Raw genomic sequence first — 20,961 nt, forward strand, 5'->3', positions numbered from 1 at the left:
TCCTCGTAATAGTTTTTGGATGCAGAAAATTTTTATAAAAATTATGTCTTCATAACTATCACCCCCGTAATTAAGGGTTACGGAGAAACTAGTACATTTTCCTGTGATTAATGTAAAAGAATGGAGAAAAATGTAGGAATATGGGTTTTATGGGAATATAAAAAGCCCTTTTTCAGAAATTCATTCACTGAAAAAGGGCTGAGGCAATTTTAAGTTTTTACGGAGTTGGCAGACTAAAATACACGAAAAACGTAGTTCCTGTATTGCTGGTATCAATCTTAATACTGGCATTATGCCGGTGGGTTATTTGGTAACAAATTGCAAGGCCTAACCCAGTACCTGTAGGTTTAGTAGTAAAAAACGGTGTACCCAAGTGATCCAGTATATGCGGCGGTATTCCCGCTCCTTGGTCACTGATGGATAAAACGGCTTTGTTGTCGGCAAGGAAAGTACGAATAACCAGGTTTCCGCCTGATGGCATGGCTTCAATACCATTACGTACTAAATTCAGTAACAATTGACGAATTTCATTTTCGTCCAGCAGTAATTCGGGAATGTCGCTAAGGTTGAGAGCGGTATATACTTTGGAAGAATTGGCGTCCGCCTGGATCAAAGGGAACAAGGCTTCAATGATGTTATTTAAAGAACATTTCTTTAAATTAGCAAACTTTTCGTGGGACAAAGAGAGGTATTCCCGTATAATGTTATTGGCTCTGTCTATTTCCTCAATCATTAATTCAAATTTATCTTGATCGGTTTGATATTCTTCCTTTCGTTCCAGTACTTGCAGGTAGCCGCGCACGGTGGTTAGGGGATTTCTAATTTCATGAGCGACAGTTGCCGCCATACTACCTACCATATTCATCCTGTCAAATGCTGCGGTCATTTGTTCCAGTTTTTTTCGTTGCGTGATATCGCGGATAATACCCTCTAATGCCACGAGCTGCTTTTGTTCGTCATAGATAGGGACACATTTTTGTTCAACCCAGATGGGGGTTTTATCTTTTCTCAACACACGTATTGTCAGTGGCCTTTCAACCGAACCCGGTAGATTATTGATGAAATCATCCAGCTGGGAGCAATCGTCAGGATGTATCAATTGGAAGATTAATTTATTATCAGCATAATATTCTTCAGGGGCATAACCGGTGACTGTCAAAACCGAGGGGCTTATATATTCGATTGCGGCTTCAGGCATGCGATAATAATAGATTACGTCAATAGCGTTTTCGGCTAATAGTTGGTATTGGATTTCTTTATTTATTAAATCGGTTCTGGTTTTCTCGAAAAATAACATCAAAGTTCCGACAGCAATGAGTAACCGCAATGTTCCGCCAAAAACATAGCACCAAGGACCATACCATGAGCCATCAACAATAAAGGGAAAGCTAAGATTGAGAAGACCCATGAGAATATAAGCCCAGCCGATAACTAAGCGACCAAACTTTGGTATCTTAGGATGGCGTATAAAAGTTAAACCGACCCATATAATTGCAAAACAGCCGGCATAGATAGGCAGTACTAATTTATAAAGTAAGGGGGAAGGTAGAACATTCAAGGCGCTACTGGCGACGAAAATGCTGACAGTACCATATATCCACCATTTGTTCAGCGGCTTGTTTACAAAACTATAAGTGCTCCAAACGATCATCAGAACAAAGATAAAAGTCATCGCTTGATATAGTGATAACCCGAAGGCAGACAATTTCCAGGGAAATAATCCAGAATCCAAAATAACGTACCGTAAGAGCAAAACAAGCCAGCCTACGGCCCATATACCCATATAGCGCACGCGGTATAACACATACAAATATATACAAATTAGAATTGTTGCTAGAGTCCCAAACACTGACCCCATGACAGATAAATAAATAATATCCATAAAATCCCTCTGTTAGAAGTTAATAAATTACATTTTTTATTCTCTACAAGAATGCAGAGTTCCTCCTTTTATGGATAGTTTTGGCATTTATGAAAAGGAAAAAGGGAATAATTCGTCCACGTTCTATAATCGAGTTAGATTCTGAAGCAACCGGAGTGCGAAGAAATATTTTATTGCAACCTAATAGAATAGAAAACAAAAAAAGAAGATCGGAAATTTCTGACAAAAATGGTTTATTTTGCAGGAATTTTTCTTTTTTTATGGAAAATATCTCAAGGGTATCGTTCAATTCCTGTCTTCTTGACACAAACATTTTTGCAAAATAAGTATATAAAGGTATATTATGGGTTGACCATTAGGTATTTAAAAAGCTATAATTTAGTTGTGATGACAACTAAATTAAGGGATGAGTGAGCTGTTAATGAAAGATTTCAAAATAGATGATTCCCTAGGCTTTATTTTATATAAAGTAAATGCGAAGCTAAAGAACGAAGCTTTTCAGAAATTAAAAGAATATGACATTACAACAGAGCAATGGGCTGTACTTAATTTCCTATGGGAGGGGGATGGTGTCACTCCTAAAGAGTTGGCAGACCTTACTTTTAAGGATAAGCCTAATACCAATCGAATTCTTGATAATTTACAAAAAAAAGGGTTGATTACACGGAGTCCTCACCCAACTGACAGAAGAGCATTCCGGATATTTCTGACCGACGCAGGCAAGGATTTGAGAGTGAGATTAGTACCGAGAGCTGTCTCATTATTGGAAAAGGCAACAAGATCAATTGATGAAGAAAAAATAAAGGAAATGAAAATAGTATTGAATCAAATTTACAATAATTTGACGTAATTTTTTTCGATAAGTAGTTGTTGTGACAACTAAATTGATGGGAGGAATATAAACATGAGAAAGCTAGCTGCTAAAAAAACATGGATATAGCAGTAGTTTTATCCTATGCGATTAAGATAAGATATGACGTCTGTCACGCGTTTTGTTATGAATAGGGTGTGGCAAACCTTGGGAAGGGTGCGAAGATGGCTAAATTGCTAACACAGTTAAAAATAGTAAACCGAGTTCATGTTTTTCGGGCAGAATTCAGAATGACGCAGGAACAGCTTGCCAAAGAAATTGGAGTAACGCGAGCTACCATTGTTGCCATTGAGGGAGAGCGATATAATCCGTCTTTGGAACTGGCTTTTCGTATTGCAAGGTATTTTGCAACAGATATTAATACTCTTTTTTGGGTTGAGGGGGAAACAGAATGAAAAAATTGATCCCGTCCCCCGTAAGAGCAATCGTGAACATATACGTAAAAAGGTGATAAAACGGGAGCGTCTGCTAGTTAACCGGATTAGAAGATTACGGCGATATCTCATAATTTTATTGAGATATCGCTTTTATTTATTTTCTATATTTGGCATTAAAGACTGAACCACAAAAAAACGCCGAATTTGTATTATTTTGGGAGGGTCTGGATTTTGTGGTGGAGTTAATAAATTTATTCAATCAATAGAATATCGGTTATACTAGGTGTGTCGGTAAATTAAAGAGATGACTTCGAGCTAGCTAAGCCTTGCTAAAAAGAAAGTAACTCATCAGGAGTGTGAAAAATATGAGTAAATTCAATCCGGTAATTTGGTTCGAGATTCCTGTCGGCGATATGGAAAGAGGCAAAGCATTCTATGAGGCAGTATTTGATGAAAAATTAGCGATTATTGACATGGGGCCAAGACAAATGGCTATGTTTCCCATGGAAATGGCAAAACAGGGAGCCAGCGGGGCTCTGGTAAAAGAGGAACACTTTGTGCCGTCTTATGATGGTACGCTGGTGTATTTTTCCGTGGCAGATATTACTGATACATTGAAAAAGGTAGTTGCAAATAAAGGTAAGGAACTGATTCCTAAGGCGAGTATTGGCGAATACGGTTTCTGTGCGTATTTCGAAGACAGTGAAGGCAATCGGATTGGGTTACACTCTATGAATGGCTGAAACAACAAACACTTGCTTATTTATGTTGAAATCGACTAAGAGTAGCTCTGGCTTTAGGAGGAGAAGAAATGATATACGAAACTTCAAGGTTGCTGGCGGATCTATCTTATCAACATTGGATATCCAGTGAGCTTTTTTCCTTCGGTTGGTTCGTTACAGTTGGAGTACTTATCGTTACTTATGGTATTTGGTTTAAATTAGTTGATAAACGCAGGATAAAAGACTTACTGTTATTAGGATCATTATGTGCGGTAGCCTTTGCCGTAGTAGACACTGTCTGTGTAGGTTATCTGGGATTGTGGGGATTTACAATCAGACTTTTCCCTTTTCAGCCTCCCTTATTTATAGTCGGACTTACTATGGGACCAATCATGTATATGTTAGTATTTCAGTATACTTCTACGTGGAAAAATTTCTTGCTATGGAATGGTATCGGTTGTGCAATCATAGTGCTTGGTGTATTGCCTCTATATTCGGTACTAGGAATTTTCCAGCTTTATAAATGGAACTGGTTCTTCCATTATTTACTTTTCTTCGCAGCTGGAACCGTGGCAAGAGGACTCCTCTTTTGGTTTACCAGCATAGAACAAAGTCAGTCTCAGTCGAGTCATGGTTCTTCTCGGTTTCCCGGACTACAGCCAGCGGCTACAAAACCGTTAGATAAGGAAGAAAAAGGTACAATTGAAAATGATGACTAACGTTTACCGTGTGAGAGGCAGGCGCTGTCGTATCTTCTGCAAATGCTTATTCGAATGGTAATTAAGTCAAGCTGCTTATACATAAAGGACAGGAACAGCTGTAAAAAAGGTCTGCAAATGAATTGATCCATCTGCAGACCTTTAATTTTTTACTTACTTACAATATCATAACAAATGTTCCTGCGGTAATTAAAATTCCTCCGACAATGACTTTTGTTGTGACGGTTTCCTTTAAGATAATAAAGGCCAAAATCATGGTAATAACCACGCTGAATTTATCCACCGGAACAACCTTTGATGCTTCCCCGATTTGCAATGCCTTATAATAACACAGCCAGGACAGGCCGGTTGCAATACCGGATAGTATTAGAAAGGTCCAGCTTTTGGTACTTATGTCGGCAACTTCATTTTGCGTCCCGGTAATGAACACCATGCCCCAAGCCATTACAAGCACGACAACCGTGCGGATGGCGGTTGCCAAATTCGAATTAATTCCTTCGATACCGATCTTAGCTAAAATTGAGGTCGCAGCGGCAAAAACGGCGGACAGTAGTGCAAATACGAACCACATATATTTTCCTACCAAAATTTCGTTTATCAACGTTGATTTCATCTCCTTTTTATTCATTTAGCAAAACGCTTATGGTGATAACAGCACAAGAAACACTGTTATCACCATAATAAGTAACCAGCGGGTTACTGGTTAAACAGCAAGGCTTAATCGCAATCCTAAAAAAAACAGAGCCAGCGATAATAAGGTCAAAATCAGTTGCGACTTGGCTTTTACCGATAAGTAGGCTCCGAATTGTGCGCCTGCTACGGCTCCCCCACCTATCAGTAACGCTTCCTTAAGCAGAACATTATGAAGAGCCAGGTGGGATACGACACCGAAAAAGCTGGATATTGCCAAAACGAAATGAGAGGTTGCTGTTGCAATATGGGTTGGAAAAGCTAAGAGAAAGATCATGGCCGGCACATGAATAATTCCGCCTCCAATCCCCAGAATACTGGATATAAAGCCTACAAACGCGCTAAGAATGACGCCAAGGGTACGATTATACGTAAAGGTATTTTTATTAAAATCCTCGTCAGGTTCGTTTTTCTTCGCAGGGCGAAAATACATTAAGAGTGCCATAACCATAAGTAAAATACCAAAAGCAATACGAAAAGTGTAACCCGTAAAATACATTGCCAAATAGCTTCCGGCAACTGCTCCAGGCAAGGTTGCCAGACTAAACCGGATGGCTGCGTCGTAATACACTTTTTTTTGTTTTATATAAGCAACAGATCCCGATAACGCGTTAAGAAAAACAATCGTTAACGATGTGCCAATGGCATACTGAGGCGTCCAGTGCATAATCAATAAGAAGATAGGAACTAAAATAACGCCCCCGCCAATGCCAACTAACGTGCCGAAAGTTCCGACAGCAAAACCTAAAATTACATAAGAAATTGATAACAACTGCATCTCCTCCAACATATAAACTCTATTACTTACTGCATTTAAAACATAAATAGTTGACGAGAACATGGCATCTGCTATCATTATAATGTATTTAAGTATAAACATAAATTATCAAATATTTATATGCCGATAGTTTAAATTAAATTAGGAGTACACATACATGCAGCTAAGGCAACTGGAATATTTTCAAATGGTCAGTAAAATGAAGAGTATGAAAAAGACGGCGGCTTTTTTGAATGTATCGCAACCTTCTATCAGTGTCGCCATAAAGAAGCTGGAAGAAGAGCTGGGAGTTAGTTTAATTAATCGTAATTCTAAGAAGTTTCAATTAACGAAAGAAGGCAGTGTTTTTTTAAAGCGTGCTAATGAAATTTTAGATCATGTCCAATACTCTATGGAGGAAATGAATGATTATCGATTAGATCATATAGCAACTGTCAAGATTGGGATTACTCCGATCGTTGGCGCTATTATATTTCCGGAAATCTTCGAGAAGTTTCATACCAAATACCCTCATTTTAAAGCTACTTTTATAGAAGAAGGCTCTTTAGTAATTCAAGAGTTACTGGAAAAAGGTGATATTGACCTGGGAATGTTGATACTCCCCAGTAATTTGGTAGGTTTAGAGAAAGTAACCATTACCATCGAACCTATTCATGTATGTTTTTCAAATCACCATCCGTTGAGCCGTTGTTCGACAGTTTCTTTTGATCAACTTAAAAACTATCCTTTTATTTTATTCAAAGAAGATACCTATAGTCGGCAGATGGTACTTGCTGAATGTGAAAAGTATCAAATCATTCCCGAAGTTGTTTTTTCATCCAGACAGGTGGAAACAATTATTGGTCTGGTAGAAGCAGGTGCTGGAATCTCTTTGCTTCCTGAACGAATTGTAAGAAAGCATTCGAATATCAGTAGCTGCCGATTGGCTAATCCAATATCTATTGAAATCGGATTAGCCTGGAACAAGAATAGATATCTATCAAAAGCAGGTAAAGCTTTCGTAGATTTTGTGTTGCAAAATTTCCATACTACTTAAGCTGACAATGTCTGTGGATATGCTTAAGGTAAAATATCCTAACGCAATCCACCGCAATTGTAAGTATTATCAATGCCGGAATGTGGGATACGGGACAGACTCACTGTCCCACTAACTAAATAAAAAGCTGTTACGCCCGCGGAACTTTTTCGCGGGTTTTTTGTTTTTTTGCATGTAATTTCCGATTCTTCTGTACGAAATTCGCCGGCTAAATTTTCAGCATTTGTTGATTCTCTATATGTCCCCTTCCTTTAGGGGGCGGTTATTGTAATTTCCATAAAACTATCACGCATCAAATGTTAGCTGAATACCCTACTAGTAAATAGAAACTTTTATTCTTCAAGCGGATGGTGAAATATGGCTAGAATTGGTTTGGTAGGCTGTGGTGCCTGGGGATTTAATTATATCAACACTTTATGTTCTATACAGGAAGTAAAGCTTCAATATGTATGTGATATAAAAGAAGAGTCGCTCAAAAAGGTCCGAGAAACTTACCCCAATATAAGAACAACCACCGACTACCGTGAAATTTTGAATGATGGCCTCTTGGACGGTGTCATTATTGCAACACCACCTCATAGTCACTTTTCCATTGCAGCAGAATTTTTGTCGCAAAACAAGGCGGTGCTGGTGGAAAAACCGTGTACTCTTTCCTACCATGAGGCTGATACCTTAAGTAAGTTGGCGGAAAAGAATAATACCATTTTAATGGTGGGGCATTTAATGGAGTACCACCCGGTAGTTTTTAAAATGCAAGACTATATTAGTCAGGGGCGGCTGGGTCAGTTGAGATATATTTTACTGGAACGTACCAGCCGTGGAAAAATTTACAATGATGTTAGTGTGCAATGGGATCTTACTGTACATGATCTTTCTATAGTCAGATACCTGGTTAACAGAAATCCGCGATGGGTATCTGCACATGGCGTAAGCTATCAACAACAAAACATTTATGATCTGGTTAGCATTAGTATGGAATTTCCGGGTGATTTATTTGTGGAAATTCACGCAAACTGGATCAGTCCAATTAAAAAACGACAGGCAGTAATTTTAGGAGATCAGATGACCTTGGCCTTTGATGATGTCAAAGCTACCGATAAGTTACAGCTAATATCTTATAACAGTGAGATTACTGTGCCCAAGTATGAAACAAGCTTGCCCCTAACCAACCAGTGCATGCATTTTGTTGACTGTATAAAATCTAAATCACAACCAAGGACTGGATCCGCAGATATTCTCTGGGTAATAAAGGCGACAGAGCTAGTGGAACAATCACTTTTAAACAATGGAACAAAACTTTGTTGGGATGGGAACGGTGAAACAAATGTTAAAGATAGAGACGTATAACCAATCTTATCAACAAGACTGGGATAATTTTGTCGGAGCTTCCCGGAACGGTACATTTATGCAGCAGCGAACTTTTCTAAACTATCATCCGCCGGGCCGGTTTGTTGATTGTTCCTTGATGGTTTATAACGCTCACGGAAAATTAATTGCTGTAATACCGGCAGCGCAAAAAATGGTAGATCAAAAAAAGGTGTTCTCTTCTTATCCCGGTGCTTCACACGGCGGAATCATTGTAGACCAAAACTTTGGCACTTCCGAAGCAATGGTTCTGGTACCCTTATTAACCGAATACTGTAAGTCGAATCACTTTAGCGCTATCGAAATTAAAATGATTCCTCGCATTTATCATTTTTGGCCTAGTGATGAAATAGACTTTTCCTTACGATATTACGGCTTTTCCATAGCCAGATCCGAATTAGCCACAGCATTGCCTTTAAAAGAACTTGCTGAACCTTCCGATCACCTGATCGAGAGTACCCAAAGGAATATTCGTAAAGCGCAAAGGCTCGGAGTTACTATCGAAGAAAGTAATGATTTGGCAACCTATTGGCGTATTCTTACCAATAACCTTAAACAAAGGCATAATGCAGAGCCCACCCATACTTTAGCGGAAATCCTTGATTTGACAAATAGGTATCCCCAGTCCATTAAGCTCTTCGCCGCTTTTTTGCAAGGTGAAATGGTTAGCGGCGTAGTTGTATTTCTGCTTAACAGCCGGGTTATTAACTGTTTCTACATTGCCAGTGACAATCAATACCAGAACCTGCGCTCTGTGGAACTATTATTTTATAAATTAATTAGCTGGGGTATGGAAAAGGACTATTCTTACTTGGATTGGGGAATTTCCACTGAAGACAAGGGGTCAAGGATAAATCAGGGGCTCTTCGAATTTAAAGAAAAGTTCGGCGGGCGGGGCGTATTAAGGGAAATGTATTATTTGGATTTATAGCAGAGGTGATTTTTTATGAAGATACTTTTTATTGATGTGGATTACCAGTATTTACTGGGCTTACCTCCCGGTTTTGAAAACCACGGATGTGAAGTAAAGATATTAAAAGATATCATAAGAGAAGAACTGGAGCAAGTATTGGCGGGATATCATCCAGATCTTGTGGTAACTGCCGGATGGACGAAAATACACACTGATTCAAGGCTGAAAATATTAGGAGAGATGGTGGAGAAATACCACTTAACGCATGCCTACTGGGCAACGGAGGATCCCCGCTGGACGGATGAATGGTCATTACCCTATATTAAAGCAACTAAGCCGGAATATATTTTTACAATTGACCGGGAATCAGTAGCCTTTTACAACCGGCTCGGCTTTAAGGCTTACTATTTGCCCTGGGCTTGTAATCCGGAGTTTCACCGGCCTGCCGGACCTGTAGAAAAGTACAAATGCGATATCGCATTGGTGGCCACCGCTGGAGTAACCTGGAGTTCCTATCGCCGGGACAGCGCCCGGATATTATTAAAACCACTGGTAGAAAGGGGCTACGATGTAGCCATTTGGGGTAAACGCTGGGAAAAGCTGGATCCGGGTATTGTCGGATTTAATGTAGATTCCCGGCATCTCAAGGGGAAATTATCGTATCTGGAAACAAATCATGTTTACAGTTCAGCAAAAATAATCCTCGGGTTTCAAAACGTAGTCACAGAGCTAACCTCACGCACCTACGAGATTATGGGCGCCCGGGGATTCCTCCTGGCACCGGCTACTACAGCCGTTTTAGAAAAGTTTGAACCAGGAAAACATTTGGTCGTTACCCGTTCGGAAGAGGAAACCCTGCGTATGGTAGATTTTTACCTGGAGCAGGATGCAAAGAGAAAGGAAATTGCGTTAGCTGGTCAGCGTGAAGTATATTCTTACCACAATACGTACAATGACAGGGCTGCACAAATCCTTGAATTTACTGGTTTAAGGCAGGTTAAGCCATGCAGAAAACCATAAAACAAACAGCTAGTTGTACTGGCATTGGCATTACCGGTCAGACCGATAGCACTGTAATATTTCACCCAGCCCCACCCGATACCGGAATTGTCTTTATCCGGGAAGATTTGCCGGGGAAGCCGGAAGTTCCATGCCGGCCGGACTATGCACGGGTAGAGGCGCGCTGGACTTCACTGGTTAACAATGATATACGCATTGAACACACGGAACACCTGCTGGCGGCCATTGCCGGACTGGGCCTGGATAATTTGAAGGTTAGCGTAAGCAGCCCGTTTATCCCGGTAGTAAGCAGCTTTAGCAGCCGTGGTTTTGTGCAAACTCTTTTACAAGCAGGACTTGTCTTACAGGATAGGCCCAAAAGATGTTTTCATGTCAAAGAACCGGTTTGCATCATAAACCCATTTTTTCATCAAGAGAAGCGTTATGATCGGTTCCTGCTGGCATTACCGGCACCTGAGCTTACCCTCACATACCTGCTTGACTACCCGGGTAAAGAGATTCCCACCCAGTTAGCCCAGTTTTCATTCGACAACTCGTTCGATTTTGCTTCCGAGTTGGCAACGGCAAGATCATATATCACGGAAAGTGAATATGAAACAGTCTTTAAATTAATTGGAAAAAGTATTGAAGATTGTCTGATCCTGGCAAAAGGGCCTGTCGATTTGCAATGGGACAATGAACCGGCAAGGCATAAGGTACTAGATTTGCTGGGCGACATTCATACCATGGGGCGGCCCGTAAAGGGTCACTTTATTGGCATCAGAACAGGGCACAAAGACAATAATCAACTATGTCAGAAATTACAGATGCAAATTAAGGAGGTGTTGTAACCATGATTCCTCACGTGAAGGTCCAGTTAGGCAAGGAAGAGGAAGATCGGGTAATAGAAGTGTTGCGCAGCGGTATGTTGGCAGCAGGCAGCTATGTTCAGGAGTTTGAAGATGAGTTTAAGCGCTGTCATGATTCTCAGTATGGTATTGCTACTTCCTCCGCTACAACCGCCCTGCATGTTATCGTAGAGGCTATGGGTATTGGTGCTGGCGATAAGGTCATAACTACTCCTTATTCCTTTATCGCTACGTCTAATGCCATTTTACACGCAGGAGCCACCCCGGTTTTTGCTGATATCGATCCGGTAACGTATAATCTTTCGCCCACCGCACTGGAGAGGGCGGTTAAGGACCACCCGGAAGCCAAAGCGGTGATCGTAGTTCATCTGTTTGGGTTACCGGCAGATATGGATGAAATTTTAGAGATTGCAAACAAGAATAATCTCCTCGTTCTGGAAGATTGTGCCCAGGCCCACGGAGCTATGTATCGCGGCAAAAAAGTCGGTACTTTGGGCAGAGCCTCGGCCTTTAGTTTTTACCCCAGCAAAAATATAACCTGCGGCGAAGGCGGTATGGTATTAACCGATGACCCAGTGATCGAAGAAAAGATAAGAATATTAGTTAATCAGGGGCAACGCCGGCGCTACTATCATGAAATGGTGGGATATAACTACCGAATGACCAATATTCACGCAGCGATTGGGCTGGAGCAGCTAAAGAAATTAGATCTATATAACCAGAAAAGAATAGAGAACGCAAAATTCTACGATGATCACATTGTAAATCCATGTATCCAAAAACCGGTGTCACCATCTGACAGAAAGCATGTTTATCATCAATATACCTTAAAAGTAACAAATAGAGACGCTTTAACAGCTTACCTGGATGCTAACGGTATCGGCTACGGCATTCACTACCCGTTAATAATGCCGGCTCAGCCGGCATATAAAGATATAGCGACCTGTTCAGGTACCTGGCCGGTGGCAGAAGACCTGGCGAACTGCTGTGTTTCAATACCTGTTCATCCGGCTCTTTCACAGAGTGATGTAACAACCATTGTAGAAGTACTGAATCATTACCGTTGAGGAGGCTTGCGCGTGATTATTAGTGGCCATCAACCGAATTACCTGCCATGGCTGGGATACTTTCACAAAATGATGTCCTGTGATTTATTTGTCATTCTGGATGATGTGCTTCTTGCGCGAAGGGAAGTTACCAAAAAAAACAAAATAAAGGGGCCGGAGGGAGAGCGATTATTAAGTGTACAGGTAAGTAGAAAAAAGAGTTTGATTAAAGATGCGGCTCTTCAAAACGATTTCCCGTGGTACTTAAACCACTGGGGCTCATTACAAACCTGCTATGCCCGCTCTCCCTATTGGGAGAAATACAAAAACTTATTTCTCCCCATTTATGAAAACCCAGGGGAACTGCTGGCTGACCTGAACCTGCGGCTGATCCATGTTATTCGGGAAATTTTAGAAATTAAGACGCCAATGATCCGATCTTCCGAAATCCCGGGAATTGAAGGGAACAAAGGTGACCGTATCATTAGCCTATGTAAACAGTGCAAAGCAGATATCTACCTTTCCGGTAACGGCGCCCGAACCTATAATGACGAGGCAGCCTTTGCAAGAAACAACATTCGGCTGGTTTACCAGGAATTTGAACATCCTGTTTACCCACAGCTGTGGGGAGACTTCATGCCCAATTTGTCGGCCGTGGATTTGATATTTAACTGTGGTCCTGATAGCAAGGATTATCTTACCAAGCAGGTGATCATGTGAAAAAAGTAAATGTATTGATATCAGGCTCCGGGTCCCTTTATGGAGTAGCCATCATTCAGTCTTTGTTGCAATCAGATTTATCCCTAAACCTGGTAGCCTGTGATACCAGCGTCCGCACCTTAGGTTTATACTTGGCTCATCAGGCCTATATCGTACCACCCGCCCAGCAAGAGGAGCAATATTTAACTAGCTTGTTAGATATTATTGCCAAGGAAAATATACATGCTATTTTTGTTGCTTCCTCCCATGAGCTTGCTTTTTATAGCCATAATAAACTTGAAATTGAAAAAAAGACCGGAGTCAAAGTGTTTACTAATTTGCCCGAAACCATGAATATATGTAATGATAAATGGCGTACAGTAAACTTTCTTAAAGAGCATGGTTTTTATTTTCCTATTACCATTCGCTATCCGGAAGATAAGGACAAAATCGATGAATTTATAAAAGAAGTACAATTTCCCGTCATAATTAAACCGAGACAGGGGGCGGGATCACAGGGGTTGTACATCGTTAATCAATATGAAGAGCTGCAGCCTCTGCTCGAAAACAAACAAGACATTCTTCTTCAGCAATATTTACCAGATGACTGTGGGGAATTTACGACCGGTATTTGTACTGGGACTAACGGCAGGGTTCTTTCCGGGATAACCCTAAAAAGATACTTGCAAGAAGGCATGACTATGTCGGCGGACGCAGATGATTTCATGGAGATTACAGATTACTGCAAAGAAGTAGCCCGGGTTCTAAAACCGTACGGTCCGTGCAATTTTCAATTGCGCCTTCTCAATGGCAACCCCTATATTTTCGAAATAAATCCTCGCTTCAGCAGTTCCACGGGAATGCGCTGTTTATTAGGCGTTAATGAGGCGGAAATTTTAATAAGAGCGGAAGTACTGGGCGAAGCAATTGATCAAACTAAAATTTTGAAATGCAGTGTAATCAGACAGTATACTGATTATCTTGTGCCAACTGAGAAAATTATTAGGTTGCAAAAGGAATTTAATATAGAGCAAAAAAACTAACTTGCTTCTCCAAGAAAACCTAATTGCATTCGAGTTCTCCCTGCGTATCATAAGCAAATAATGGGCTGCCTCAATAAGAAAATTGAGGCAGCCCATTATTTGTTTCAATTATTATGGGAATTTGACGTACTATTTTCCCTTATGAATTCCCTAAATTGCAGAACAGGATATCTAATCTATGGTTAGCATGGACGAATGCTCTGTTCGAAGTGGAATATATTCTCCGGGTCATACTTGTGTTTGATTCGCATAAGTTCTTGGTAATTGATACCATAATAGGCACAGGGCCAGTCTTTAATAAAGATGTCAGGCCAATTAACATAAGTTCCGTCCACATATTTTAGCATGGATTGCCTAAGCGTTTCTACCCAGCAGATGTTTGGAGATTCTGCAGTGTCAGCTTCCCATTGGGTTATATATTGCATAATATAGCCTGCTTCACGATGGAAATAGGCCGTTCCTGTCGGAGGTACCTTGCTGACAGCTCCTCCCAAGCTCTGAAACTGAATTGAATTATCTTTGTTGGGGGAAATCTCCATATAATAAAGCAAGGTGCTAATTGCTTCATCCGGTAAACAGTGATACACAAAAGCCCCCGTATTTTTGAAGTTATGAGGACCAGAACCACCGTCAAATTTTAATACTGCTTCAATATATGGTATTGTCTGAACGTTAATTTGAATAGGTTTTCCGGCAGTAATTAATGGTCTTAGCAGGTATTGCAGCTGGCCTTCCGGGCCTAAAAATTCACCGGAGGAAGAAATACGGCCATCCTTTTTGGTAGATAGCTCTAGGATTGACGTTAATCGTTCGTCAACAAACGGCGCCCAATCTTGCCATACTTTGATTACTTCTTTGGCATCTGACCAATCCCAGGTGATCGTATAAACAGCAACATTGGCAATGGGATGAACTTTATAAACAAATGATGTTACAATTCCAAAGTTGCCGCCCCCACCGCCACGGGAAGCCCATAAAAGATCGGAATTAACACACTGGTCAGCATAGACTATTTTCCCTTCCGCATCGACCATTTGGATTGCCAGCAAGTTGTCACAAAGCAAACCCAGCTTTCGTGTAAGCATGCCAAAGCCTCCCCCCAGGGTAAGGCCGGAAATGCCAACAGTCGGGCATGTTCCTCCTGGAATAGTAACCCCCTTATGCCATAGAACCTTGTAAAGGGGAAGAAGGGTAGCTCCGGCCTGGATGCTTGCTATACCCTTGCTTTTCTCAAGTAAAACTTTATTCATTTCGCTTACATCGATGACTATTCCCTTATTTACTATTGAAAAAGCTTCATAACTATGTCTTCCACAGCGTACACGTATCGGGGTATGGGTTTCTCTTGCCCATTTTACCGCATTGATTACATCTAATACCCTTTGGCAAAAAACAATAACGCGGGGATACTTTGAGAATCGCGTATTATAATCCATACGAGCGTCCTCATAACTTGGGTCATCCGGAAAAACAATTCGTCCGGTAAGTCCCATATTCGAATTCGCCACTTCGTTACTTCACCTCCACTACAACCTCTTACAATATTATATAAATCTTAGGCCTGGAAGGTATTTGGTAACAATTGGAATAAGTAAGATCATGCAGTCTGTAAAGCGAAGCCGGATTCCAGTGTACGAGTGCAGGAAGGAAATATGAGATACAAACACTTTGGGGAGTATTGGATTGGAAAATTGATGCATTATAGAGGAAAGATTGGACTTGTGTACTCGTAATTACGTTATATAATTATAGTAGGAACTATAACACATATTTTGGAAGGAGACGGTATCTATGAAAGAAACAATACAAGATTTAAAAGCAAGAAGAAGCTGCAGAAAATATCAGGCGAAACAGATTAAAGAGGAAGAACTTAATGCAATCCTGGAAGCTGGTACATACGCTCCGACAGGTAAAGGGGCACAGTCACCGGTTATCGTAGCCGTTCAGGATAAGGAAACGATTGCAAAACTCTCAAAAATGAATGCAGCCGTGATGGGAAGTAAAGATGATCCATTCTATGGTGCGCCAACCGTCCTAGTTGTTCTTGCTGATAAAAATAGAGTAACCCATCTAGAGGATGGTACGCTTGTTATGGGGAATCTATTAAACGCTGCTCATGCTATGGGTGTTGATTCCTGCTTCATCTATAGAGCAAAAGAAGTATTCGAAACAGAAGAAGGCAAAGCGTTATTAAAACAATGGGGAATTGAAGGAGATTATGTAGGAATCGGTAACTGTATATTAGGTTATAGCGCTGAAGGCGGAGTTGCTCCTGCTGCTCCAAGAAAATCTAATTATATTGTAAGAGTATAAAATTATACTATACTGATTTAATACCTCCAAGCGTAAGAGGCTGTCTTAACCTTCTTGTTGAGACAGCCTCTTTGTGTGTTTTAGTTTATTTGTATAACTGGATTGCCAACAAGTTTCATACGTGCATTCACATAGTTTTAATGGTTTAACGCCAAGAGCAGCTCAGTGCAAAAAAAATAGCACTGGTGCAAATTTCTTTGGCGTGTGGGAACATATCGCTTGCAGGCCACAAATAATCAATATCTTCTAAACGAAAGAATGGGTGGTTAATGCAAAATTCCTGGGGGAACCGCAAAAAAATGATTAAAATTCTAGACAAGATTACTGGAAATTGGCGATAGTTTCTTTTGGCATAATTATTGCAACAATATCAAATATAATAGTGAGAAATATTTCTCCACTAAAAATTATCATAATATTGTACCGATTATATGAAGACGAACAACAATTAAAGGAACATCCGTGAGCAAATCCAAAGAAATGAAAGATTCAGAACAATAACGTTAAAAGAAATAATCCAATTGATATATGGAAAAATAATGAAATATTCAACAAAATTAGAACAGAAAAACCTATAAAATGTTCTGAATGTAATAACTGGTATTCAAATACTAAATACTCATGTAATAACGGGTGTTGGGCTGTTTTTTATTAATAGTCTTACTATATCGGCTTTTCCTTAAAGTTTCTTTCATTAAAAAGGAACGTATTTTTGGACTAGGGAAAAGAGCCGTCTATTAAAATAGCGAGGGGGAAGAACAATTAAAGAGAAGGAGATACAAGCAAATATTCTTCTGTTAATAACTGCAGGAATATGGGGGTTTGGTTTTATCGCCCAAAGAGTAGGCGCTATGGTTTTAGAGCCATTTACCTTTAATGCATGTAGATTTGGATTGGGAAGTATTTCGCTAATTCCACTGTTATTGTATTTCAATAGAAGAAGTGGAAATAAAATACCGGATACTGCTACTAAAAAGCTGGTTGTATTTTCTGGAGTAATAGCAGGTACCATTATTTTTTTAGCAGCATGGCTTCAGCAAGCAGGCTTATCAGATACAAGTGCTGGAAAAGCAGCTTTTTTGACAGGTCTCTATATTGTAATTGTACCTATATTTGGTATATTCCTAAACCATAAAATTAAAGTAAGTACTTGGATTGCTGTAGCGTTTGCAATTACAGGTTTATATCTTTTAAGTGTTACAGAAAGTTTCACAATTGCAAAGGGAGATTTATATGAAATTGCTGGCGCAGTTTTATGGGCGGTCCATATACTGGTAATTGATTATTTTACTAAAAAAGTGGATGCATTAAAATTATCATTTGTGCAGTTTTTAACCAGCGCAGTGCTTAGCCTTATAGTTGCATTATTATTTGAAAGTAATACACTGAGTCAATTACAACAGGGAATTATACCAATCTTGTATGGTGGGATTGGTTCTGTAGGTATAGCATACACTTTACAGGTATTTGCACAAAAACATGCAAAGCCATCTCATGCTGCAATTATTCTTAGTACAGAAACGGTTTTCGCCAGTTTAGGCGGTATAGTAATTTTAAATGAACAATTAGGTACTAGAGGATATATTGGTTGTGCTATGATGCTGGCAGGAATGCTTTTATCGCAAGCACCGAGTTTTGCTAAAAATGATACTTCTAAAAACATATCTATTGAATAAAAGGGGTACAGAAAATGCTCCCCTTCGGTCGCAGGTTTTTTTTGGTTTAACCTGTCTACTAAGAGGAGCATCTCAATTTCTTATTGAGACAGACGAGCATGATGTAAACTTCACTACGGGGAGTTTCGAGGAGCCTCTTCTTATTCAATTATTTGTATTGATTCTTTAAACGTGTCATGGCTGTGGAAGAAAATTCATACTTGGGTTAGCCGGGAACCATCGATTTTCTTTTATTAATGCGATGCAGCGGGAGATTCTTTCTTGTGCGGTCTGTTAGTTGGCATAAATAAGGCTCCGATCCCTAAAATAACCAATAAGACAGCAACAAAGTTGTAAGCATCCCGGTAAGCAAGAATACTAGCCTGATGAAGAAGCTCTTGGTAGATTTTCCCCATAGCCTGCATGGAAACCAGAGAGGAGGGGACTCCCATATTCGTCATGGCCTGTGTATAGGTTTCAAGTGCGTAGCGGTAGCCGGCATCTGCCATTGTTAAATGCTGCACCAGATAGGATTGCTGAATCTGTTGGCTGTGTATCAGTTTATTGGTTACCAACGCAATGCCGATACTTCCCCCCAGATTACGTGTAAGAGAAATAATTGCCGACGCATTGCTGCTATTTTCCGGGGAGATTTTTGAGAAGGCGAGTGTACTGGCCGGCACAAACAAGAAAGGTAACCCCAACGTTTGCAGGATGCGTACAAAAACAAATGTACTGTAATCCGCCTGCGGAGTGATAAAACCGGTAGCCCACATGCCAAAAGCATTAATCAGCATACCTATCGAGATTAAGTACTTTGCCGGAACTACATTAACGAGTCGACCGACGATTGGCATCATTAAGAGAACTACTATCCCTGCCGGCGAAAGAAGCAGGCCGGACAACGTAGCGTCATAGCCAAAGTTGGTCTGCACCATCATCGGTAACAGTGTGGTACTGCCATACAAAGCAAAGCCGACAAAGAACATCATTAAACAGGGCATACCAAAGCTGGGTATAGCAAAGAGTTTCAGTTCGACTACAGGCCGTTTTTGCTGCAATAACCAATAAATCGCCAACACGAGGCTGACGGCGGATATAATGGCAAAGAACATAATAAACGAACTGTCAAACCAATCTTCCTGCTGGCCTTTATCGAGAACAACCTGCAGTGTTCCGAGGCCGAGAGCGATCAGGCCAAGACCAATATAATCAATGGAACCGACGTTCTGTTTTTGCGCACTGGGCGGGTCTTGTACAAGTACCTTGACCAGAAAGGCCGCCAACAATCCGACAGGCACATTCATGAAAAAAATCCAGCGCCAATTATAATTATCGGTGATATAGCCGCCCAGCGTCGGCCCCAGTATTGGCGCTAACACCGTTGTTATGCCTGTGATCGCAAAGGCCATCCCCAATTTTTCAGGCGGGAAACTATCTTTAATAATGGCTTGTTGGGCCGGTTGCAGCCCGCCGCCTGCCAGGCCTTGCAATAGTCGAAATACAATCAGCATGGGAAGTGAAGTCGAAACACCGCACATAAAAGAGGTAAAGGTAAAACCGATGATGCAAGCGATGAAGAAGTTTTTTCGCCCCATAAGACCGGACAACCAGCCGGACAGCGGTAAAACAATGCCGTTGGACACAAGATAAGAAGTTAGAACCCAGGTGCTTTCCTCTGAGCCTGCTCCGAGTGAACCGGCAATATGCGAAAGTGCAACATTGGCAATGGTTGTGTCCAGTACTTCCATAAAGGCGGCAAGACTGACAGCCATGGATACCAGAAGGGGGCTTACTGTCCTGGGAGCTGTTTCGCTCATATTTTTGCTCCCGCGCTTTTCATCGTATACACAGTCGGTATGACAGACATCCCCGGACCAAGAGGAAGAGCAGCATCAGGCGGAGTATCAAAAACAATTTTTACCGGAACACGTTGTACGGTTTTGACAAAATTTCCGGTAGCATTTTCCGCCGGAAAGAGAGAAAAATGAGCTCCGGTTCCTGCTTGAAAGCTATCTACTCTGCCATGCAATTTGACACTGGGGAAAGCGTCAATACTGATATCGACAGCTTGACCGGGACGCATGTGATCAAGCTGCGTTTCTTTGAAATTGGCCACAACCCATAATTCTGTTCCGACCAGCGTAGCCAATTGTTGGCCTTCCTGAACATAATTGCCGGTCTCTACGCTGCGTTTGGTAATTCGGCCATCCATAGGAGCAATTACTTTGGTATTGGCCAGATCCGCTTCGGCTTGCGCTAATTCCGCTTCGGCCTGCTGCACCTGAGCCAAAAGTTGGTCACCAGTGTCTTTCGCTGTCGCAATTACACTGGGGGCTGATTTGGACGAGCGAAGATCGGCCTCTAATTTATCCAAAGCAGAACGATCCGCTTTTTCTGTTGCAATCGCCTGGTCTAACTGTTGGCGGGAACAGGCGCCCGCATTGAACAGACTTTCCATTCGCTCTCTATCGGCGAGCGATTTTTCCCAGGTTGCTTGCGCGGAAGCCACCTGCGCTGCAGAGGCATCAATTTTGGACGATGCGGAAACTGTGGTTGTTTCCAGTGTATTGTGAGAAGCGCTGGCTGCCGCTTTGGCCGCTGCTAATTGAGCTTTGGCCCGAGCGCAGCGGATAATATAGTCAGTCGGGTCGACTTCCATAAGGATGTCACCGGCTTTAACCACTTGATTGTCTTGTATGTTCAAAGTTTTTACGTAACCATGTACCTTTGGACTTAAAACAACTGTGCGGCCTTCAATAGCGGCATTATCTGTTGAAACCTCACCGCGGTGAAGAAAATAATAGCCCCCGGAGCCGGCAATGACTACTAATAGAACAGTAATAAGTTTCATGAACTTTGGTGGAATTTTCATATAATCTCCCTTTCCGTAAAAACTTCTGTTAAATCCACGTCGACTGTAGTAAGAACAGCCGTTGTTCGTACTTTTTATCAGAAGGGGGGAACCTTGCTGATAACATAAA

Annotated in this window: 20 protein-coding genes; 14 read left to right on the forward strand and 6 right to left on the reverse strand. The window is 41.1% G+C overall.

Features of this window, described 5'->3' with window-relative positions; translation table 11 throughout:
- Positions 1-217: 217 nt before the first annotated feature.
- Positions 218-1,882, reverse strand: coding sequence for an ATP-binding protein (locus tag SRRS_RS07675; RefSeq protein WP_371367699.1), 1,665 nt, complete (start codon positions 1,880-1,882; stop codon positions 218-220).
- Between the two features lie 421 nt (positions 1,883-2,303).
- On the opposite strand from SRRS_RS07675, the gene SRRS_RS07680 reads away from it, so the two are divergent.
- The 4 genes from SRRS_RS07680 to SRRS_RS07695 all read left to right on the forward strand — a co-directional run bounded on the left by SRRS_RS07680 (position 2,304) and on the right by SRRS_RS07695 (position 4,571).
- Complete coding sequence (locus SRRS_RS07680) at positions 2,304-2,732, forward strand: MarR family winged helix-turn-helix transcriptional regulator (protein ID WP_371367701.1); 429 nt, start codon at positions 2,304-2,306, stop codon at positions 2,730-2,732.
- Between the two features lie 185 nt (positions 2,733-2,917).
- Positions 2,918-3,148 (forward strand): helix-turn-helix transcriptional regulator, encoded by a 231-nt coding sequence (locus SRRS_RS07685; RefSeq protein WP_371367703.1) that lies wholly within the window; start codon positions 2,918-2,920, stop codon positions 3,146-3,148.
- A 347-nt stretch (positions 3,149-3,495) separates the two neighbouring features.
- Positions 3,496-3,873, forward strand: coding sequence for a VOC family protein (locus tag SRRS_RS07690; RefSeq protein WP_371367705.1), 378 nt, complete (start codon positions 3,496-3,498; stop codon positions 3,871-3,873).
- A gap of 68 nt (positions 3,874-3,941) precedes the next feature.
- On the forward strand, positions 3,942-4,571 hold the full coding sequence (locus SRRS_RS07695) for a CBO0543 family protein (protein ID WP_371367707.1): 630 nt from the start codon (positions 3,942-3,944) through the stop codon (positions 4,569-4,571).
- A gap of 157 nt (positions 4,572-4,728) precedes the next feature.
- On the opposite strand, the gene SRRS_RS07700 is transcribed toward SRRS_RS07695, so the two are convergent.
- Together SRRS_RS07700 and SRRS_RS07705 are read right to left on the reverse strand one after the other, a co-directional pair.
- Complete coding sequence (locus SRRS_RS07700) at positions 4,729-5,142, reverse strand: EamA family transporter (RefSeq protein ID WP_371369751.1); 414 nt, start codon at positions 5,140-5,142, stop codon at positions 4,729-4,731.
- 132 nt (positions 5,143-5,274) lie between these two features.
- Entirely contained in the window at positions 5,275-6,039 is a 765-nt protein-coding gene (locus SRRS_RS07705) for a sulfite exporter TauE/SafE family protein (RefSeq protein ID WP_371367709.1), read from the reverse strand.
- A 157-nt stretch (positions 6,040-6,196) separates the two neighbouring features.
- Between SRRS_RS07705 and SRRS_RS07710 the strand changes: the two genes are divergently transcribed.
- The 8 genes from SRRS_RS07710 (at position 6,197) to SRRS_RS07745 (ending at position 14,009) form a co-directional block, all read left to right on the forward strand.
- A complete protein-coding gene (locus SRRS_RS07710; protein WP_371367711.1) occupies positions 6,197-7,075 on the forward strand; it encodes a LysR family transcriptional regulator in 879 nt (292 codons plus the stop codon).
- Positions 7,076-7,432: 357 nt separating this feature from the next.
- Positions 7,433-8,422, forward strand: coding sequence for a Gfo/Idh/MocA family protein (locus SRRS_RS07715; protein WP_371367713.1), 990 nt, complete (start codon positions 7,433-7,435; stop codon positions 8,420-8,422).
- Positions 8,400-9,371: a GNAT family N-acetyltransferase gene (locus tag SRRS_RS07720; protein ID WP_371369753.1), complete on the forward strand. Its 972-nt coding sequence runs from the start codon at positions 8,400-8,402 to the stop codon at positions 9,369-9,371. The genes SRRS_RS07715 and SRRS_RS07720 overlap by 23 nt, the downstream gene beginning before the upstream one ends.
- Positions 9,372-9,386: 15 nt before the next feature.
- A complete protein-coding gene (locus SRRS_RS07725) occupies positions 9,387-10,373 on the forward strand; it encodes a glycosyltransferase (protein WP_371367714.1) in 987 nt (328 codons plus the stop codon).
- Entirely contained in the window at positions 10,358-11,203 is an 846-nt protein-coding gene (locus SRRS_RS07730; protein ID WP_371367715.1) for a UDP-3-O-acyl-N-acetylglucosamine deacetylase, read from the forward strand. The genes SRRS_RS07725 and SRRS_RS07730 overlap by 16 nt, the downstream gene beginning before the upstream one ends.
- A 2-nt stretch (positions 11,204-11,205) precedes the next feature.
- On the forward strand, positions 11,206-12,288 hold the full coding sequence (locus SRRS_RS07735; RefSeq protein WP_371367717.1) for a DegT/DnrJ/EryC1/StrS family aminotransferase: 1,083 nt from the start codon (positions 11,206-11,208) through the stop codon (positions 12,286-12,288).
- A 12-nt stretch (positions 12,289-12,300) separates the two neighbouring features.
- Positions 12,301-12,987 (forward strand): WbqC family protein, encoded by a 687-nt coding sequence (locus SRRS_RS07740; protein WP_371367719.1) that lies wholly within the window; start codon positions 12,301-12,303, stop codon positions 12,985-12,987.
- Positions 12,984-14,009, forward strand: coding sequence for an ATP-grasp domain-containing protein (locus SRRS_RS07745; protein WP_371367720.1), 1,026 nt, complete (start codon positions 12,984-12,986; stop codon positions 14,007-14,009). The genes SRRS_RS07740 and SRRS_RS07745 overlap by 4 nt, the downstream gene beginning before the upstream one ends.
- Positions 14,010-14,191: 182 nt before the next feature.
- On the opposite strand, the gene SRRS_RS07750 is transcribed toward SRRS_RS07745, so the two are convergent.
- On the reverse strand, positions 14,192-15,517 hold the full coding sequence (locus SRRS_RS07750) for an FAD-binding oxidoreductase (RefSeq protein ID WP_371367721.1): 1,326 nt from the start codon (positions 15,515-15,517) through the stop codon (positions 14,192-14,194).
- Between the two features lie 283 nt (positions 15,518-15,800).
- On the opposite strand from SRRS_RS07750, the gene SRRS_RS07755 reads away from it, so the two are divergent.
- Together SRRS_RS07755 and SRRS_RS07760 are read left to right on the forward strand one after the other, a co-directional pair.
- Positions 15,801-16,322, forward strand: a complete 522-nt coding sequence (locus SRRS_RS07755; protein WP_371367723.1) for a nitroreductase family protein — start codon at positions 15,801-15,803, stop codon at positions 16,320-16,322.
- Positions 16,323-17,116: 794 nt separating this feature from the next.
- Positions 17,117-17,998: a DMT family transporter gene (locus SRRS_RS07760; RefSeq protein WP_371369755.1), complete on the forward strand. Its 882-nt coding sequence runs from the start codon at positions 17,117-17,119 to the stop codon at positions 17,996-17,998.
- Between the two features lie 233 nt (positions 17,999-18,231).
- On the opposite strand, the gene SRRS_RS07765 is transcribed toward SRRS_RS07760, so the two are convergent.
- Both SRRS_RS07765 and SRRS_RS07770 read right to left on the reverse strand, forming a co-directional pair.
- The gene (locus SRRS_RS07765; protein ID WP_371367725.1) at positions 18,232-19,797 is read right to left on the reverse strand and encodes a DHA2 family efflux MFS transporter permease subunit; all 1,566 of its coding nucleotides are present in this window, start codon (positions 19,795-19,797) and stop codon (positions 18,232-18,234) included.
- Complete coding sequence (locus SRRS_RS07770; RefSeq protein ID WP_371367727.1) at positions 19,794-20,852, reverse strand: HlyD family secretion protein; 1,059 nt, start codon at positions 20,850-20,852, stop codon at positions 19,794-19,796. Before SRRS_RS07770 ends, SRRS_RS07765 begins: the two co-directional genes overlap by 4 nt.
- Positions 20,853-20,961 lie beyond the last annotated feature (109 nt).

Source organism: Sporomusa rhizae (genome assembly GCF_041428845.1).
Classification (GTDB): Bacteria; Bacillota; Negativicutes; order Sporomusales; family Sporomusaceae; genus Sporomusa; species Sporomusa rhizae.

Bases quoted from the DNA above. Each gene is read 5' to 3' on its own strand.
- SRRS_RS07675 (WP_371367699.1), bottom strand. From the start codon at position 1,882: ATGGATATTATTTATTTATCTGTCATGGGGTCAGTGTTTGGGACTCTA.
- SRRS_RS07680 (WP_371367701.1), top strand. From the start codon at position 2,304: ATGAAAGATTTCAAAATAGATGATTCCCTAGGCTTTATTTTATATAAA.
- SRRS_RS07685 (WP_371367703.1), top strand. From the start codon at position 2,918: ATGGCTAAATTGCTAACACAGTTAAAAATAGTAAACCGAGTTCATGTT.
- SRRS_RS07690 (WP_371367705.1), top strand. From the start codon at position 3,496: ATGAGTAAATTCAATCCGGTAATTTGGTTCGAGATTCCTGTCGGCGAT.
- SRRS_RS07695 (WP_371367707.1), top strand. From the start codon at position 3,942: ATGATATACGAAACTTCAAGGTTGCTGGCGGATCTATCTTATCAACAT.
- SRRS_RS07700 (WP_371369751.1), bottom strand. From the start codon at position 5,142: ATGTGGTTCGTATTTGCACTACTGTCCGCCGTTTTTGCCGCTGCGACC.
- SRRS_RS07705 (WP_371367709.1), bottom strand. From the start codon at position 6,039: ATGCAGTTGTTATCAATTTCTTATGTAATTTTAGGTTTTGCTGTCGGA.
- SRRS_RS07710 (WP_371367711.1), top strand. From the start codon at position 6,197: ATGCAGCTAAGGCAACTGGAATATTTTCAAATGGTCAGTAAAATGAAG.
- SRRS_RS07715 (WP_371367713.1), top strand. From the start codon at position 7,433: ATGGCTAGAATTGGTTTGGTAGGCTGTGGTGCCTGGGGATTTAATTAT.
- SRRS_RS07720 (WP_371369753.1), top strand. From the start codon at position 8,400: ATGTTAAAGATAGAGACGTATAACCAATCTTATCAACAAGACTGGGAT.
- SRRS_RS07725 (WP_371367714.1), top strand. From the start codon at position 9,387: ATGAAGATACTTTTTATTGATGTGGATTACCAGTATTTACTGGGCTTA.
- SRRS_RS07730 (WP_371367715.1), top strand. From the start codon at position 10,358: ATGCAGAAAACCATAAAACAAACAGCTAGTTGTACTGGCATTGGCATT.
- SRRS_RS07735 (WP_371367717.1), top strand. From the start codon at position 11,206: ATGATTCCTCACGTGAAGGTCCAGTTAGGCAAGGAAGAGGAAGATCGG.
- SRRS_RS07755 (WP_371367723.1), top strand. From the start codon at position 15,801: ATGAAAGAAACAATACAAGATTTAAAAGCAAGAAGAAGCTGCAGAAAA.
- SRRS_RS07765 (WP_371367725.1), bottom strand. From the start codon at position 19,797: ATGAGCGAAACAGCTCCCAGGACAGTAAGCCCCCTTCTGGTATCCATG.
- SRRS_RS07770 (WP_371367727.1), bottom strand. From the start codon at position 20,852: ATGAAAATTCCACCAAAGTTCATGAAACTTATTACTGTTCTATTAGTA.